The following is a 15,928-nucleotide window of genomic DNA, read 5'->3' on the forward strand; positions in this document are numbered from 1 at the left end:
CTCATCGGGGCCATCCCTGCGAGCGCGCGACAGCGCGGATTGCTTCGGCGAGCTCCGCTTCGAAGCGCTGGAAAGCCGGCAGTGCTCGCAGCGCCTCGAGGCTGACCTCTTCGGCGAACAAGCGGTAGAGCCGCTCCGGCTTTCGTCTCATCCCTCCTTCTTTCAAGATTCGCCCCAGCGCCAGCTTGGGATCGGCCTCGCGTTCTGGCTCGGCGGGGAGAGCTGATTGCGCGCCGCTGCCGAGCCAGGGCCGGAAGACCTCGGCATCGACCAGCATCCGCGCCTCGGTCTCGACATCGCAGGCGCCGGGAAATATAGCGACAACGCGAGCGAGGACAGCAGTCGATCGTCTTGCCGGTGTGCCGCCGCGCGAAGCGCGGTCGGCAGCAGCGGCTTGTTGGGAGGGAGACAGAGAAAGAGAGATTACACAGGGAGACGTGGAGACGGGGAGGAGAGAGATATATATAGACCAAGGTGGAGAGGCGAGAGGTGGGCCATTTTCGAGGCTGCTCGCTTGGGGGTTGACTGCTTTCAGGTCGCTCGTTTGCAGGGCGGTTCCCCGTGACGTCAATTCGCGCAACCAGAGCTGATTTTGCGTCGATATATAGGCATGAGCATGGACTCATCACGGGGTGACAGGGAAACGAGAAGATTGTGGGATCTGTCCGAGCGAGTCATCGGAGCGTGCATCGAGGTGCACCGCCACCTCGGTCCCGGGCTCCTGGAGTCTGCCTACGAAGAGTGCTTGTGTCGTGAACTGTCGCTCATGGACTTGGGCTTCGCGAGGCAAAGGCCACTTCCAGTGACCTACAAGGGGGCGACGCTCGAGTGTGGTTATCGACTCGACGTTGTCGTCGAGGAGAAGCTCATCCTGGAGCTCAAGGCCGTCGAGCACATGCTGCCCGTCTATGAAGCTCAGGTGCTCACATACCTGAAGCTGACGCACATGGACGTCGGGTTACTCGTCAACTTCAACACGCCGGTGCTCCGCCGCGGGATCCGACGCCTGGTACGCCGCGATGCGGAGGCTGTCCGGTTCTCCCGATGTCGCACCGAAGACGGCCACCCCAGCACCACCGGCCGCCCCGCATCGATGCCGCCCGAAGCAGTCGGCGCCGAGCCTGATGGCTCGAACGACTGATCCCTATCTCTCGCCTCCCCGCCTCCCCGCCTCCCTGTGAATTTTTCCTTCTTCCTCTCCGCCCAACGAGGAGCGGCAAGAGAAAGTCGTAGTCACTCGGACCTTCCGCATAGCGTCCTGCGCGTAGATAGAGCCGCCTTCCGGTCATTCGGCGGCCTCGCTGGCCGTGGTCTCGAGAACCGCGTCGACCTCGCGCAGCGACACGGTGCGGGCACCGTTGCCGGGCCTTTCTAGCTGCCCCACCACCGTACGCGCGCCGCTCGGTTGCCTCGCGCGCAGCACGGCGGCCCTGGCATCAGGGCGCCTCGCGCGCCCGACGCCCCTCACCACCTGATCGCCGCCGGCTCCGCGACCCAGTTCAGGCTCCCCCCGTTGTAGTCCGGCTCCGGCCGCGTCAGCGCGTACGTCAGCACCACGCCTCCCGTCACCACCGCCGCCGCGCCCGTCCAGAACCACCACCGCGTCCACAGCGACGGCCGCACCGGGATCAGCTTGGCCGTCAGATCCGCCCGCTGCCCCGCGTGCAGATCGAGCGTCGCCGCGTACGTCTCGAACCCGTCCCGCACCACCTCGATCCTGTACTTCCCCGGCGGCCGCTCGAGGTCGATGGGCGCGAGCCCGGCCTCGCGGCCGTCCACGCGCACGAGCGCCTGCGCCGGCTCCGCGCGCACCGCCACCCGCGCGGGGAGGATATCGAGGTGCAGATCGAGCGTGGCCTTCTCCCCCGGCCGGTAGGTCTTCTGGACGAAGGCGTCCTGGCGCCCTGGCCGCGCCGCGCGGAAGAGGTGGACCCCGGGATCGAGCTCCACGGTGAAGCTCTTGTCCACCGGCGCCGCCGCGCGCTCGGCGGACCCGGGGAGCGTCACGAAGACCCGGGTCCCATCGTCGGTGGCCAGCCGGAGCGCGCGCCCGTCGACGGTCAGCGGGGTGCCCGGGGGATCCAGCGTGACCGCCACCCGGACCACGAGCAGATCCAGCTCGGCGACGAACGCCCTCGCGTCGTCGATCTGCGCGGGCGCCAGGCCCTCGGTGCCCGCGAGCACGCGGCGGAAGGTGCGGCGCGCGGCGGCGTAGCGGCCCAGGGCGCGCTCGCAGAAGCCGATGTTGTACTGGACGATGGGCGCGTCCCGCGCCGCCGCCGCCTCCTCGAAGGCGGCGAGCGCCTCGCCCCACTGCGCGTCCTTCGAGCGCTGCACGCCGAGCAGGAACGCCGCCCTGCCACGCGCGGTGCGCTCATCGACCGCCGGCGCCTCTGCCGGCGTCTCGGCGCGCGCGCGCCCGGCCGTCGAGAGATCGAGCGCCGCCACGACCAGGCCACCCAGGATCCATCGTGTCCGCATCGTACCCCTCGTCCCTGGCCGCCCCCTCAGTCCGTTCCGCCGCAAGCGATCTCGCAGTGGGCGAGCGCGCAATCGAGCCCGGCCTTGTGGGTGGCCACCGCGTCCGGGAACATGGCGTCACACTCCAGGAGACAGGCCTGGTCCGCGACGTCGCACGGGACCTTGCAGTTGTCCAGCAACGCACACTCGAGCTCATGCTGGCAAGCCGCCATCTCATCGGCGCAGTGCAGGTTCTGGCACTTGACGCAGGGGTCCAGCGGCTCGCTGCCGCAAGCGTCGTCGTCGAAGCAGAAGTACTGCATACACGCCATCCGGTGGCTGTAGGCGACGTAGCCGGCGGTGTGCGCCTGGTAACACGCGCTCTCGCAGGGCGAGAAGGCCGCCTCATCCGGGTCCTCGGCGCACGCCTTGACGCACGTGACAAGGTCCTGGCAATCTTGGTCGTCTCTGCAAGCCTGGTAGGTCTCGCAGCAGCGCTCGTCCTCGCACTTGTAGCAGGTGTTCGGATCCGCCGACGGCGAGCACGTCTGGTTGAAATCCGGGTCTGTCGGGGCGGGGATCTGACCGCAACCGGCGCACGCCGCGCCCGGGCCGGCGAGGCGGCAGTCGATGAAGGCCTGTTTCGCGCTCTGGCCAAGAGAGCCGGTGACGGGCGGGCACGCCTGCTCGCACGCGATGTCCGCGTCCCCACCTGGGCCCAGCGGACAAGCGTCGAGGCAGTCGAGGTAGGCGGCGCAGCCCGGGTCGGCCGCGCACGCGTTCACCTGGGACAAGCACGCTGTCTGCTCCACGCACGTGCCGCACGCGCTCGCGCCGTACGTGGCCTCACCGCCGCCACCGCCGTTGCCGGCGCCCGATCCCGTGCTCGCCGCCGCTCCCGGATCGCCGGATGGGGAATCGCCGTCGCACGCCGGAGAGAGCGCCGCCGCGATGGCTACGGAGAGCGCGGCGAGCACTGGCCGGGTGACCCACGACATACAATCTCCTCGCGAGCGGCAGAGCGATGTTCGGGTGATTCGGGTGATTCGGATGAAGCAGCGAAAGAACCCTCTAGAGCGACAAACGGATTGAAACCACGAGAGAAAGCAGGAATTTCACAGGGAGGCGGGGAGACGGGGAGCGAGAGGCGGCAAGAGCGAGAGATCCATTTTTTTTTCTTCCTCCCCGACTCCTTGCCTCCCTGTGAAAATTCTCCGGGCCTCATCGTCGTCGGTATTCTAGGCCTCGCCCCTCCTCGATGATAGCGAGGAGACTACCCCTGGGCCCCGTCGGGCGGCAACGAGAAAGGCGAAAGGCGGCAGGTGGTCGAACCGACACGCGCGCTCTCGATCCTCGTCGTGCTCGCTGCGGCGGGGCTCTCCGGCGCCTGCGGCCAGGGAGAGCGAACGCAGCTCCTCGTCGTCGTGGACACCGACGCGCCGGTCGCCGCGCAGCTCCTGGCAGACCCCTCCATCTCCCGTACTAACGGCGAGCGCGCCCCGCGTTACCCTGCTCCCGCGCCATGGAAGGTCAACGTATCGCCGGGAAGTACCGTCTTGCCCGGCTCCTCGGCAGGGGCGGGATGGGCTCGGTGTGGCTGGCAGAGCACCTGTCGCTGCGCACGCCGGTGGCCATCAAGCTCATCGACGTCGAGGCCGCGAAGAACGCGACCGCCCGGGCGCGCTTCGACCGTGAGGCGCAGATCGCGGCGCGGCTCCGCAGCGCCCATGTGGTCAAGGTGCTCGACCATGGCCTCACCGACGATGGATTACCGTACATCGCGATGGAGTGTCTGGCAGGCGAGAGCCTGCGCGATCGCCTCTCCGCGCGCCGGCGCCTGACGGCGGCGGAGGCGGCGAAGATCGTCTCTCACGTCTGCCGCGCCCTCTCGCGCGCCCACGAGGCCGGGCTCGTCCATCGCGACATCAAGCCGGAGAACATCTTTATCGCGCGCGAGGATGATGGGGAGATCGTCAAGATCCTCGACTTCGGCGTGGCGAAGGTGACAGACGCGCTCGCCGTCACCGGCATGGATCCCACGCGCACGGGGGCGCTCCTCGGGACGCCCTACTACATGAGCCCGGAGCAGGCGAAAGGCCTGAAGAGCGTCGATCACCGGTCCGATCTCTGGTCCCTGGGCGTCGTGGTCTACGAGTGCCTCACGGGGGAACGTCCCTTCACCGCCCCGGCGCTCGGGCCGCTCATCGCCAAGATCCTGGGGACGCCCCCGCCCGCGCTGACCGCGGCGGCGCCGGGCGCTGGCATCCCGGTGGAGGTCGAGGCCTGGATGCGGAAGGCGCTCGCCGTCGAGCCGGACGCGCGCTTCGCCTCGGCCCGGGAGCTCTCCGAGGCGTTCATGGTGGCGTCGGGCGTCGCCGACTCGATGGATCGCGGCTCCTCCGCGGGCCTCCCCGACGGCAAGCCGCCCTCGGCCGTGCGCCCCCCTGCCGGGGTGTGGGAGACGGCCGACACGGTGGCCTTGCCCTCGGGCGACGGGCAGGCGCCGGTCGCCGCTGCGCCGGTCGTCGCTGCGCCGCAGCCCCCGGCTGCGCCGCGGCCCCCGGTCGCCCCCCTGTCGTCGGCGACGGGGCCGGGCGCGGTCGCGGCCGCGCGCCCTGTTGCGCCCGCGCGCGGCCTCGTCTGGGCGGTCGTCCTGCTGGCGGTCGCGCTGCTCGCGGTGAGCGGCGTCCTCGCCGCGACGCTCCTGCGCTGACGGCGCTCCGCTGGATGCGGAGCGCCGCGGGCGTGCGACGGTGCCGGGGTGCGTCAGCGGCCGGCGTGGCGCGTGGTGTGTGGCGCGCTGCCTTCGTGCTTGATCGCCTGGCGACGCGGGAGATACCCTGCGCGCATGCGCCGCCTGGTCCCGTGCGTCCTCCTTCTCTCGTCCTTCGCCCTTGCGTCGGGTTGCGCGACCTACACGCAGGATCTCGATCGCGCCCGCAGCCACTACGAGGCGAACCGGTTCGAGCAGGCGCTGGCGCTGTTCCGGGTGCTCGAGCACGATCAGGACTCGTTCTCGGTCCCGGAGCGGGCGCAGTACGCCTACCTCCGGGGCATGACGGACTACCGCCTGGCCGACCTCGCGCCGCAGGGCACCGGCGTCGCCGATCCGCGCAAGGGCTACCGCGACAACGCGCGCCACTGGCTCGGGCTCGCCGCGGCGACCGAGAAGCAGGCCCCCGGCGGCATCACCAGCGAGCAGAAGAACCGCCTGACCGAGACCCTCGCGGACCTCAACCGCGACGTGTACGGCGGCGCCGAGGCGCTGCCGGAGGGGGGCGCCGCGCCGCAGACCGACGCTCCCGCGTCGCCCGAGGAGCCGCCGCCGGCGTCGGAGCCGTCGGCGCCCACGCTCTGACCGCCGCGCGCTGACGTCCCCGCTCGTCGCGCCTCGCGGGCGTCGACTCGGGTGCGAGCACCGCATTGCGTGCGCGCGTCCCTGCGGGCACGTCCACCGCGGCGATCGGGCATGGGCGCGTCCCAGCAGCGCGCGCAGATCCGTGCGACGCGCGCAGCGTGCGAGCGGCCCATTGCGTGGGCGAGCGGGATGTCTGGAATAGAACGGAAAGGGGCGGGGGGTGCGCCGTGTGTGGCGCAGGATCGAGGGTCGGCGAGGGGTCGCTCGCTACGACAACCGCCGGCGCAGGGATTCGATCTCGTCCTTCGCGGCGAGCTTACGCTTCTTGAGCTGGGCAGCTTCCATTCTCTCCCCCGGTGTCAGGAACGCCCGTCGACCCAGCTGCCTGAGGCGTGAGTCGAGCTCGCGATGACGCGCTTCCGCCATGCTCAGCCGCTGCTCGGGGCCGATTCCAATCACCGCGCGAGGAGAGATGATCTGATGCTTCATGTGCCCACCTCCAAGGCCCCACAACGGGGCCGTGATGCCTTCGAGGGCCCACAACAGAGGCCCTCGTTCCGATCGTCGCTGGAGAGGAGAACGCCGCCGACCGAGCTACACGCCGAGACAGCGGCCTGATGAACGAATGCGAGATTACCGCAACATGGCGGATCCATGCAGGCTTTTTGTCGGGCGAGGCCATTCTGCAATTTCACAGAGCAGCCGTTGTAGTCAGGGATTGCCCTACGGCGTACAGCAATCCACCGGTGTCCCGGACGGCCGGGCCGGACTCTCCGTCCATGCACGTTGCGGAACAACCTCGAGCGTGGGGCTATTCTTCCCCGGCAATGTCGAGTTCCAGCGCCACCTCGGTCGCCCTTCTGGCCCTTGCGGTCGTCCTGGGCGGATGCACTTCGGAGGCCAACGTGCCGGCGCCGGCGCGATCGCCGCGGCCGGCCCCGGCGCGCGCGCCGGTCGAGCTCGCGCCGGTCGTCGTGTCGCCTTACTCGGACGCCGAGCTCGCGGCGGAGTTCGAGCGGGCGCGCGCGCTGCTCCTGGCCGACAAGGCGCGTGAGGCGGCGCCCCTGTTCGAGCGGCTCGCCCGCCTCGCGCCGGGCGGCGAGGTCGCGCCCCCGAGCCTGTTCAACGCCGGGCTCGCGCACGAGGCGCTCGGCGACCGCGCGCTCGCGGCCGAGCGCTACCGCGAGGTCGCGCAGCGCTTCCCGGACCACGCGGTCGCGCGCGGCGCGCTCTTCCGGCTCTCGCGCGCGGCGGCCGCCCTCGAGCGGTGGCCCGAGCTCGTCGAGGTGTCGCGCGGCCTGCTCCGCCTCGGCGATCTGAGCGTGCTGGAGGCGATCGAGGCGCGCGGCGCGCTCGCGCTCGGCCTGGTCGAGCAGGATCTCGTGGAGGAGGCGGCGCGTCAGGTCGCGCTCGCGCGTGATCTCATCGAGGAGCACCGGCTGGGCGAGTCCGGCAAGCCGCCGATCGAGCTCGCGCAGGTGAGCTTCGCGCTCGGCGAGGTGCGGCGGCGCCGGAGCGAGGCGATCACCTTCGTGCCGGTGCCGGCGAGCTTCGCCGAGGCGCTCGAGCGCCGCTGCCAGGGGCTGCTCGACGCGCAGAGCGCCTACACTGAGGCGATGCGCAGCCTCGACGCCCACTGGTCGGCGATGGCGGGTTACCGCATCGGGCAGCTCTACAAGGAGCTCCACCGCGACGTGATGCAGGTCCCGCCGCCGCGGGGCGCCGACACCCCGAGGGAGAGGCAGCTGTTCGAGGGGGCGATGCGCCTGCGCTACCGCGTGCTCCTGGAGAAGGGGCAGAAGATGCTCGCCGGCACCGTGCGCCTCGGCGACCGCACCGGGGAGTCGTCGGCGTGGGTCCTGCGCGCCCGCGACGCGCAGCGCGAGATAGCGCTCGCGCTCGCCGACGAGCAGGCGGCCCTCGCGAGGCTCCCGTTCACCGAGGCCGAGCTCCTCGCGGCGCTCGACGCCCTGAAGACGGCGGCGCCGAAGCGGCCGTGAGCCCCGCGCGGGCGGCGGGGGTGGGGCTCAGTTCAGCGTCGGCGCGCACCCGAAGAGCACGTCGAGCTCCGCGCGCACCTCGTGTTGCACCGTCGTGCAGGACGCCGGGCAGAGGATGATCTTCTTCGGGAGCACCTCGTCGTCGTAATACCACCCCGGCCCCGCGCCGCAGTCCGCCGCGTCGTCCGCCTTCGGGACCTCCAGCGGGCTCGCGCCCTCGGGCGCGAACCTGACCGCGACCCGGCTCGTGTCGAGGACCGCGCCCGCGGGCGGCGCGGGGATGAGGAGCTCGCACGGGAGCGCCGACGCGCGGATCTCGGCCATCTTCGCCGAGAACGCCGTGATGTCCGCCGTGACGTCGAACGCGCGGGTCGTCCCGCCGGCGGCGGCGATCTGGTCCAGGTTGGTGAGCGTCGAGCCTTGCACCGCGACGACGTAGGTCTGGACGCCGTTGTAGCGGAGGGCCCTCTGCGCCATCTCCGCGGTGCTCGCGACGGTGTTTCCGGAGCAGCCCGAGGGATCGCCGTCGGTCGCGAGCACGACGATCACCTTGTGGGAAGGGTTCGCGTCCTTGTAGGCGGTCGCGTTCGCGAGCACCCCCTGGAGCGCCGGGCGCATGGGCGTCCCGCCGCCCGGCGAGGTGCTCTGGATGGAGGCGGTGAGCTCCGGCGTGTTCACCGGCAGCTCGCCGATGGCGACCGCGAGCTCGTCGTAGCTCGTGTGGTCGCAGTCGCTCTGCCCATTGCTGCTCCGCGGGAAGTAGGTCAACCCCACGTTCATCCCGGCCGAGGCGGCGTCGGTCACGAACGCCGAGAGCGCGTTTGTGACGCCGACCCATTTCGAGCCGAGCATGCTGCCGGATCGGTCGAGCAGGACGAGCATATCGAGCGGCAGGAGCGTGGCCTCCGCGCTCGCCTGGGCGCAGGAGGACCCCTCCCCGAGGCCGCCCGCGCCGGCGCCGCCGAGCCCTCCCCCCTCGCCGAGCGACGTGTCTCCGCTCGCGCTGCTCACGCCGAAGGAGCCGCCGTCGCTCGCGGCGTCATCCGGCCGGGGGATCCTCGCGGGCTTCTCGTCCTCGGTGGCCGCGCAGCCGCCCGACTGCGCCGCGATCCCGCCGGCGACGAGGAAAGGGGCAAACACGAAATGGCGTCGGAAGGACATCTCTGCGCTCCTCTGAAAATGGGTGCGACGTGGCTCGCTGCCGCGGGGCTCCACGCGCGAAGTGGTCTGTCTATCGAGGGATGGCCGAGCTCCGAGACGATCTCGTCAGTGTATGCAGCTCTCGATCGAGGCGCGATAGGGGCTCTCCGGTTTGTAAGCCCCGCTCGTGTCGCGCTGTCGTTGCTCTCTCTTCTTTCGTCGCTTGTCGCGGCTCTCGTCGCTTGTCGCGGCTCTCGTCGCTCTCGCGGTCTCGTGCGCGCGCCGGCGCGGCGGGGCTCGGCGTCTTTGCTCGTTGCTGAGCACGCCGACCGTTCCGGGTGCTCGCGCGCCGGAACATCATGTTTCCTTGCGCAGCCGCGAAGGACGCGTAATTCCCACGAGGTGCGTCACGCTTGCTGGAAAGAGGCGAACATGACTAGGTGGATTCCATGGGTACTTTCCGCTGTCGCCCTGACGGATCTCGGCTGTTCGACTGCGACATCCGCGGGCAGCTCGGGCCCGACGGGGGCCGGCGGCGCCGCTGGGGCGGCTGTCTCGAGCGGAGGGGGCGGCGCGGGCGGGGACGGCGCGCCGTGCCGGATCGACTGCTCGCTCGTTCCGACCTCGCAATGCGTCGTGGCCGTGTGCAACGAGGCGACGCGCGATTGCGAGCTCGTCCCCAGCGCGGGCGGGGAGCCCTGTGACGACAGGGACGCCTGCACGGTCGGCGAGACGTGCGAGGAGGGTGTCTGTCAGGGCGGGGCCCAGGAGGACTGCGGCCTCGCGCCGGACGCCTGTCACGTGGTCACGTGCGTCGACGCGGGCGGCGCGCCGCGCTGCGGGGTGGAGCCGAGGGCGAACGGGGCCCCGTGCGCGACGGAAGACCGCTGTATCCTCGACGCGGCGTGCCTGGACGGCGCTTGCGTCGGGACGCCGCGGGACTGCTTCTTCTTCCACCTGCCGGACTCCTGTCATGTTGGTGCGTGCGACCCGGCCACCGGTGCGTGCGAGGCGGTTCCGGGGAACGAGGGGGCGCCGTGCGCGGACTCCGGCGATCTCTGCATGGTCGGCAAGACCTGCCAGAGCGGCCGCTGCGAGGGGGGCGTCCCGAAGGACTGCAGCGCGCTGAGCGTCGGGTGCAACGATGGCGCCTGTGATCCGGGCTCTGGCAATTGCTATGCTGAGCCGATCGGACCGGGCGGCGCCTGCCTCTCTGGGACCGACGAGTGCAATCGTGGCGTCTGTGACGAGAGCGGCGCCTGTATTTCCATCCCCACCCCCGGGGAGTCGTGCCTCTCGCAGGCGGTCGGTTGCACGCGCGGCGTCTGCAGCGAGGCCGGGGTGTGCACGGCGCGCCCGGTTCCCGACGGCGGGGTCTGCGTCGACAGCGACTCGTGCACCGTGGGGGAGTCCTGCCTGGCTGGCGTCTGTCAGGGCGGCGCCGCCGCGGCGGCGCCGGTGGTCTATTTCCGGGATACGTTCGAGAGCGACGGGGCCGGGTGGGAGCTCGGTCCGACCTGGCAGATCGGCGCGGCGAAGGCGTCAACCGGGCAGACCTATGGGCACCCCGATCCGGCGCTCGATCACACGGCGACGTCGGACAACGGGGTGGCCGGCGTGGTCATCGGAGGGAACGCGCCCCTCGGGGTCCACCCATACTTCTACCTGACGAGCCCGGTCGTCAACGTCGATGTCGCGGGCGGCGTGTACCTGACGTTCTGGCGTCTCCTGAACAGCGATGAGACGCCTCACATGACGAACCGTGTCGAGGTCTATGACGGCGTCCGCTGGAAGGTGCTCTTCGAGTCGGGGGCGTACCCCGGCGTCCGCGACTCGGCCTGGACGAAGGTCGTCCATGACCTGACGCCCTACAAGAACGCCAGCCTGCGGGTCCGCTTCGGCTACGCGATCGGGCGGGAAGCCTTCGTTGACACCGTGTCGAGCTGGAACATCGACGATGTGGAGATCACGAACGCAGCTTGCCCGTAGAGCGCGCGACAGCGGCGCGGGGAGGCTCAGGGACCTTGCGCCCTCGGCAGCTCGACTCCGATGCTCGAGCGGGGACCCCGGCTCACCGATCCACGACGGCCGAGAGCGCCGCCGTGATCGCCCGGGAGACCTCGTCCACCGCGCCATCCCCGTCGATATGGATGACCCTGTCCCCCGGGACGAGCTCCTCCGCCCGGCGGTATGCCTGCGCGAGCCGCGCCTGCAGCTCGGTCTTCTCGAACAGCTCCTCCGGCCCCCCGCGGCCGCGGCGGCGCTTCTCGGCGATCTCGGGCGCCACGTCGATCACCACCGTGACGTCGGGCCTCAGGGCGTGGCGGTTGAGCTCACGTATCCATTCGACGATCGCCCCGGAGCCCGCCCCGTCCTCGCCCGCCGTCGTGGACTGGTAGGCCAGGCTCGACAGGTCGTAGCGATCCGAGATCACGACGTACCCGTCACGGAGGAGCGGCTCGATCTCGACGCCGAGGTGATCGAGGCGGTCGGCCGAGAAGAGGAGCGCCATGACCTCCGCCTGGCGGGCGCCGGGGAGCGAGATCCGGTGGGTCAGGATCTGCCGGACCAGCGCGCCCACCGGCCCGGCGCTCGGCTCTCGGGTGACGTGCACCATGCGCCGCGCCGCCCTGAGGTGCGCCGCGTAGCGCTCGGCCTGCGTGCTCGTGCCGGCGCCGTCGATGCCCTCGAACACCACGAAGACGCCACGGCCGGCCTCCCCCGCCGGGCGCGACGCGGGGCTCTCTTGCTCGCCTCTCGTCCTCGACATCTAGCTCGCCTCCTCGCTCGACTCCGCGACGGGCGGCGCGTCCTCCCCGAGCACGACGTTGTCGATGAGCCGCGTCGTCCCGACGCGGACGGCGACCGCCAGCAGCGCCCGATCGCCGATCGCCGCCGCGTCGCTCCAGATCGCCAGGGACTCGGGATCGGCGAGGTCCACGTAATCGATGCGCGTCGCGGCGGCCGCGAGGCGCGCGCGCGCGGGCTCGAGGAGCGCCGCGGCGCGCCGCTCGCCGCGGGCGAAGGCGCGGCACGCGCCGGCGAGGGCGAGCGGGATGGCGCGCGCCGCGCTCCGCTGCTCGGGCGAGAGGTAGGCGTTCCGCGACGACATGGCGAGGCCGTCCGGCTCGCGCACCGTCGTGGCCCCGACGACGTCGACGGGCAGGAACAGGTCGGCGACGAGCCGCCGGATGACCTGGAGCTGCTGGTAGTCCTTCCGGCCGAAGACGGCCACGCACGGCCCGGCGAGCGAGAGCAGCTTCGTCACCACGGTGGCGACGCCCTCGAAGTGCACGGGCCGATGGACGCCGCAGAGCGGGCCCGCTGTCGCGCCGACGCGCACGCGCGTCTCCTCGCCGGGCGGGTACATCGCCGCGACGTCCGGCGCGAACACGCCGTCGGCGCCGGCCTCCGCGCAGGCGGCGAGGTCGCGCTCGAGCGTCCGCGGGTAGCGCGCCAGGTCCTCGCCCGCGCCGAACTGGGTCGGGTTGACGAAGATGGTCACGGCCACGAAGTCCGTCCTCCGCCGCGCCTCCGTGATCAAGGCGAGGTGGCCTGCGTGGAGCGCGCCCATCGTCGGGACGAGGCCGACGCGGCTCCCTCCCGCACGAGCCCGGTCGCACGCCACCCTGAGGTCGCCAGGATGTCGCCAAAACTCCATGATTGAACCCTACCAGACGTACGACAAAATCGGAGCTTCGATCATGGTTGACCCGCCGTCCACCCCAGATAGCTCACTCGCTCCCGACTCCGAGGACGACATCGACTCAGCCCAGGCCGCCGCGTCTGGATCGCGCCCGGGCGGCGCGTCCAGCGCTCGGCCCGGGGGGAGCTCCGCTCCATCGAGCGGCCCGGTGTCGATCTCGGCCGCCCCGGGGGCGCTCCCGATCGAGGGGGACCCGGCGCACTACCTGAACCGCGAGCTCTCGTGGCTCGAGTTCAACGCGCGGGTGCTGTCGGAGGCCAGGTCGCACGAGGTGCCGCTGTTCGAGCGCCTCAAGTTCCTGAGCATCTTCTTCTCCAACCTCGACGAGTTCTTCATGGTGCGCGTCGCCGGCCTCCAGGCGCAGACGCAGCGCACGATCGCGGAGGTCCCGCCGGACGGGCTCACGCCCCACGAGCAGCTCGTGGCGATCAGCGCGCGGGTCCACGCGCTCGTCGACGACGCCTACCAGCTGTGGCACTCGGATCTGATCCCGGCGCTCCAGCGCGCCGGCATCGTGATCGTTCGGCCCGACGAGCTCGGCGCGACCGAGCTCGGCGCGCTCGACGAGCGGTTCCGCACGGACATCTTCCCGATCCTCACGCCGATCGCGATCGATCCCGGGCACCCGTTCCCGCACCTGCGCAACAAGATGATCAACCTCGGGATCATGTTCTCCCGGGAGCATGAAGCGCAGGAGCCCGGCTTCGCGGTCATCCAGGTGCCCCCGGGGCTGAGCCGGCTGATGCGGGTCCGCGTGGAGGGCGCGACGCGCGCGTTCGTCCTGCTCGAGGACGTGATCGCCCGGCACGTGAAGGATTTCTTCCCCTCGGGCAGGCTGCGCGGCACGTACCCCTTCCGCGTCACCCGGAACTGGGACCTCGAGATCGACGAGGAGGAGGGCGAGGACCTGCTCGAGACGATCCAGGCCGAGCTCCGCCGGCGCGATCGCGGCAACGCCGTGCGCCTGGAGATCGGCTTCGGTGAGGGCGCCGGCACCTCGGTCCAGCGGCTCTGCCGCGCGCTCAAGGTCGACGCGTCGCACGCCGTCTACCGGGTGCCTGGGCCGCTCCACATCGCCGACCTCATGGGCATCGTCGCGGACGACGAGCGCCGCGAGTACCGGGACGAGCCGTTCGCGCCGCAGGTCCCGCCGCTCTTCCGGGACGTCGAGGACGTCTTCGCCGTCATCCGGGAGCAGGACGTGCTCCTGCACCACCCGTACGAGTCGTTCGATCCGATCGCCGAGTTCGTCTCCCGCGCCGCCGACGACCCGAACGTGCTCGCGATCAAGCAGACGCTCTACCGGACCGGCGGCGACTCGCCGATCCTGAAGGCGCTCGCGCGCGCGGCCGAGAGCGGCAAGCAGGTGACGGCCATCGTCGAGCTGAAGGCGCGGTTCGACGAGGCGAGCAACATCCAGTGGGCGAGGACGCTCGAGCAGAGCGGCGTGCAGGTGATCTACGGCCTGCTCGGGCTGAAGACGCACGCGAAGGCGCTGCTCGTGGTGCGGCGCGAGAAGGACAAGCTGCGCCGCTACGTGCACCTGTCGACGGGCAACTACAACCCGCAGACCGCGCGGCTCTACACCGACATCGGCCTGTTCACGGCGAACCGGGAGATCGGCGAGGACATGACGTCGCTCTTCAACCTGCTGACCGGCTACAGCGCGCCGCCCAAGTGGAACCGCCTCCTCGTGGCGCCGCTCGGCCTGCACGAGGCGGTGCTGGGCCTCATCGCGCGCGAGGAGGCCCACGCGCGGGCCGGGCGCAAGGCGGAGATCGTGGCGCAGATGAACGCGCTCGTGGACGTCGACGTCATCGACGCGCTCTACTCGGCGTCGCAGGCCGGGGTCGACATCAAGCTCGCCGTGCGCGGCATCTGCTGCCTCCGGCCGGGGATCCCGGGCCTGTCGGAGCGGATCCAGGTGCGCGCGATCATCGATCGTTTCCTCGAGCACAAGCGCCTGTTCCGGTTCGCGAACGGCGGCAGCGCGGAGATCTACATGTCGAGCGCCGACTGGATGCCGCGCAACTTCCATCGCCGCGTCGAGCTGATGATCCCGATCATCGAGCCCGCCACCCGCGCGCGCGTGGAGGACCTGCTGAACACCGTGATGTCCGACACGGCGAAGACCTGGGAGCTCGCGAGCGACGGCAGCTACCACAAGCTCCAGCAGCCCGCCGGCGCCCCCCAGCTGCGGTCGCAGCAGCGCTTCATCGAGCTCGCGCGCGAGCGGGTGAAGCTCGGCGATCCGCTGGCGCGCGGCGGCGGGCGCTTCCACATCCTCCGCATGCCCGCGGGCACGGACGACGGCGGGCCGCGCCACCGCAAGGGCGCCAAGAAGAAGAAGGGGCTGCCCTGAGCGACGACGCGCAGGAGCAGCAGATGAGTCCCCGCGGCCTTGCGCGCGGGCAGGAGCGGGATCGGGCGACGGGAGCCCGTCAGAACTGCGTCTGCAACGCGGCGGAGCCGGGGCCGAGCGAGAGCGTGGTCTGGGCCGACGCCTTGGGCGTCGCGTCGCTGACCGGCACTTTCTTCCCGCCGATGACCCAGAGCGGGATGCCCACGGCGATCATGATGCCGCCCGCCACGGAGACGAGCGCGCCGGCGAGCTGGCGGCGCCCGTCGGAGCGCGTCTCGCAGATGCCCGTGAAGCCCCCGAAATCGCAGTAGATCTCGTATCGGTTGCTCGCCGACGCGAGCAGGCCCGTCCCGGTGAAGAACGCGATCGTGCCGCCGGCGGTGAGCGCGATGCCGCCCAGCATGAGGCTCGGGCTCTTCCGGCGCAGGGGAACCGGGGGCGGAGCAGGCGGGATCTCGGCCGGTGTCACCGGGTAGCCCGGCGGGAGCGAAGGGTAGGCGCCGCCGTACGGAGCGTAGCCGCCCGGGGGACCAGGCGGCGGATAGCCCGGCGAGGCCCCTGGCGGAGCCTGCGGGACTTCCTGCGGAGGCGCTGGGTAGGGGGCCGCCGGGTACGGTGGCGCGGGGGCAGCGGGCGGCGCGGAGGCAGCGGGCGGCGCGGGTTGCGGCGCCGGCTGCGCGCCCGCCGTCGCCGCGGCGAGGAGGCCGGACAGCGCGACGCCGAGCGGCAGGGCGAGCGCCAGCGCGCGGGCGCTCGGCGAACGGCCCGGCGTTCGAGCGGCGTCGGGCGAAGCATTCAAGCGAAGCATCTCGGGCGTCCTTTCATCACGGCGGTTGCGATCACTCGTGTGGAAGCTCGGCAGGCTTTTGCGCCGGCTCCGGCGGGGGCGCCGGCTCCGGCGA

The 15,928-nt window shown here is 71.3% G+C and carries 14 protein-coding genes; 6 read left to right on the forward strand and 8 right to left on the reverse strand.

Annotation, left to right across the window (positions count from 1 at the left end):
* Position 1: 1 nt before the first annotated feature.
* Positions 2 to 277: a hypothetical protein gene (locus WMF27_RS04360; protein WP_437761510.1), complete on the reverse strand. Its 276-nt coding sequence runs from the start codon at positions 275 to 277 to the stop codon at positions 2 to 4.
* Positions 278 to 616: 339 nt separating this feature from the next.
* Here WMF27_RS04360 and WMF27_RS04365 point away from each other — a divergent pair, with 339 nt between their 5' ends.
* Entirely contained in the window at positions 617 to 1,141 is a 525-nt protein-coding gene (locus tag WMF27_RS04365) for a GxxExxY protein (protein ID WP_437943859.1), read from the forward strand.
* Positions 1,142 to 1,464: 323 nt separating this feature from the next.
* Here WMF27_RS04365 and WMF27_RS04370 read toward each other — a convergent pair whose 3' ends face one another.
* Positions 1,465 to 2,481 (reverse strand): PEGA domain-containing protein, encoded by a 1,017-nt coding sequence (locus WMF27_RS04370; RefSeq protein ID WP_437761508.1) that lies wholly within the window; start codon positions 2,479 to 2,481, stop codon positions 1,465 to 1,467.
* A 26-nt stretch (positions 2,482 to 2,507) separates the two neighbouring features.
* Positions 2,508 to 3,458, reverse strand: coding sequence for a hypothetical protein (locus WMF27_RS04375; RefSeq protein ID WP_437943860.1), 951 nt, complete (start codon positions 3,456 to 3,458; stop codon positions 2,508 to 2,510).
* Between the two features lie 524 nt (positions 3,459 to 3,982).
* Here WMF27_RS04375 and WMF27_RS04380 point away from each other — a divergent pair.
* Both WMF27_RS04380 and WMF27_RS04385 read left to right on the forward strand, forming a co-directional pair.
* Entirely contained in the window at positions 3,983 to 5,173 is a 1,191-nt protein-coding gene (locus tag WMF27_RS04380) for a serine/threonine-protein kinase (protein ID WP_437943861.1), read from the forward strand.
* 135 nt (positions 5,174 to 5,308) lie between these two features.
* Entirely contained in the window at positions 5,309 to 5,818 is a 510-nt protein-coding gene (locus tag WMF27_RS04385; RefSeq protein WP_437943862.1) for a hypothetical protein, read from the forward strand.
* A 267-nt stretch (positions 5,819 to 6,085) separates the two neighbouring features.
* On the opposite strand, the gene WMF27_RS04390 is transcribed toward WMF27_RS04385, so the two are convergent.
* On the reverse strand, positions 6,086 to 6,307 hold the full coding sequence (locus WMF27_RS04390; protein ID WP_437761505.1) for a DUF465 domain-containing protein: 222 nt from the start codon (positions 6,305 to 6,307) through the stop codon (positions 6,086 to 6,088).
* A gap of 338 nt (positions 6,308 to 6,645) precedes the next feature.
* On the opposite strand from WMF27_RS04390, the gene WMF27_RS04395 reads away from it, so the two are divergent.
* Complete coding sequence (locus WMF27_RS04395) at positions 6,646 to 7,818, forward strand: tetratricopeptide repeat protein (protein WP_437943863.1); 1,173 nt, start codon at positions 6,646 to 6,648, stop codon at positions 7,816 to 7,818.
* Between the two features lie 27 nt (positions 7,819 to 7,845).
* On the opposite strand, the gene WMF27_RS04400 is transcribed toward WMF27_RS04395, so the two are convergent.
* Complete coding sequence (locus WMF27_RS04400; protein WP_437943864.1) at positions 7,846 to 8,979, reverse strand: vWA domain-containing protein; 1,134 nt, start codon at positions 8,977 to 8,979, stop codon at positions 7,846 to 7,848.
* A gap of 411 nt (positions 8,980 to 9,390) precedes the next feature.
* Here WMF27_RS04400 and WMF27_RS04405 point away from each other — a divergent pair, with 411 nt between their 5' ends.
* Positions 9,391 to 10,947 carry a hypothetical protein gene (locus tag WMF27_RS04405; protein ID WP_437943865.1) on the forward strand — a complete coding sequence of 519 codons (1,557 nt, stop codon included), beginning with the start codon at positions 9,391 to 9,393 and terminating at the stop codon, positions 10,945 to 10,947.
* An 82-nt stretch (positions 10,948 to 11,029) separates the two neighbouring features.
* Here the strand turns inward: WMF27_RS04405 and tmk are convergent, their stop codons facing one another.
* Complete coding sequence (tmk, locus tag WMF27_RS04410) at positions 11,030 to 11,728, reverse strand: dTMP kinase (protein ID WP_437761501.1); 699 nt, start codon at positions 11,726 to 11,728, stop codon at positions 11,030 to 11,032.
* Positions 11,729 to 12,619 (reverse strand): pantoate--beta-alanine ligase, encoded by an 891-nt coding sequence (gene panC, locus WMF27_RS04415; protein WP_437761500.1) that lies wholly within the window; start codon positions 12,617 to 12,619, stop codon positions 11,729 to 11,731. It abuts the gene before it with no gap.
* A 193-nt stretch (positions 12,620 to 12,812) separates the two neighbouring features.
* Here panC and ppk1 point away from each other — a divergent pair, with 193 nt between their 5' ends.
* Positions 12,813 to 15,026, forward strand: a complete 2,214-nt coding sequence (gene ppk1 / locus WMF27_RS04420; protein WP_437761499.1) for a polyphosphate kinase 1 — start codon at positions 12,813 to 12,815, stop codon at positions 15,024 to 15,026.
* 79 nt (positions 15,027 to 15,105) lie between these two features.
* Here the strand turns inward: ppk1 and WMF27_RS04425 are convergent, their stop codons facing one another.
* Positions 15,106 to 15,834: a hypothetical protein gene (locus WMF27_RS04425; RefSeq protein WP_437761498.1), complete on the reverse strand. Its 729-nt coding sequence runs from the start codon at positions 15,832 to 15,834 to the stop codon at positions 15,106 to 15,108.
* Between the last annotated feature and the right edge of the window lie 94 nt (positions 15,835 to 15,928).

The organism is Sorangium sp. So ce281, from assembly GCF_051527395.1.
In the GTDB taxonomy this organism is placed as follows: domain Bacteria; phylum Myxococcota_A; class Polyangia; order Polyangiales; family Polyangiaceae; genus Sorangium; species Sorangium cellulosum_B.

Coding starts and splice junctions, on each gene's coding strand:
- WMF27_RS04380 (WP_437943861.1), top strand. CDS start 3,983: ATGGAAGGTCAACGTATCGCCGGGAAGTACCGTCTTGCCCGGCTCCTC.
- WMF27_RS04370 (WP_437761508.1), bottom strand. CDS start 2,481: ATGCGGACACGATGGATCCTGGGTGGCCTGGTCGTGGCGGCGCTCGAT.
- tmk (WP_437761501.1), bottom strand. CDS start 11,728: ATGTCGAGGACGAGAGGCGAGCAAGAGAGCCCCGCGTCGCGCCCGGCG.
- WMF27_RS04375 (WP_437943860.1), bottom strand. CDS start 3,458: ATGTCGTGGGTCACCCGGCCAGTGCTCGCCGCGCTCTCCGTAGCCATC.
- WMF27_RS04400 (WP_437943864.1), bottom strand. CDS start 8,979: ATGTCCTTCCGACGCCATTTCGTGTTTGCCCCTTTCCTCGTCGCCGGC.
- WMF27_RS04395 (WP_437943863.1), top strand. CDS start 6,646: ATGTCGAGTTCCAGCGCCACCTCGGTCGCCCTTCTGGCCCTTGCGGTC.
- WMF27_RS04365 (WP_437943859.1), top strand. CDS start 617: ATGGACTCATCACGGGGTGACAGGGAAACGAGAAGATTGTGGGATCTG.
- panC (WP_437761500.1), bottom strand. CDS start 12,619: ATGGAGTTTTGGCGACATCCTGGCGACCTCAGGGTGGCGTGCGACCGG.
- WMF27_RS04425 (WP_437761498.1), bottom strand. CDS start 15,834: ATGCTTCGCTTGAATGCTTCGCCCGACGCCGCTCGAACGCCGGGCCGT.
- WMF27_RS04385 (WP_437943862.1), top strand. CDS start 5,309: ATGCGCCGCCTGGTCCCGTGCGTCCTCCTTCTCTCGTCCTTCGCCCTT.
- WMF27_RS04360 (WP_437761510.1), bottom strand. CDS start 277: ATGCTGGTCGATGCCGAGGTCTTCCGGCCCTGGCTCGGCAGCGGCGCG.
- WMF27_RS04405 (WP_437943865.1), top strand. CDS start 9,391: ATGACTAGGTGGATTCCATGGGTACTTTCCGCTGTCGCCCTGACGGAT.
- WMF27_RS04390 (WP_437761505.1), bottom strand. CDS start 6,307: ATGAAGCATCAGATCATCTCTCCTCGCGCGGTGATTGGAATCGGCCCC.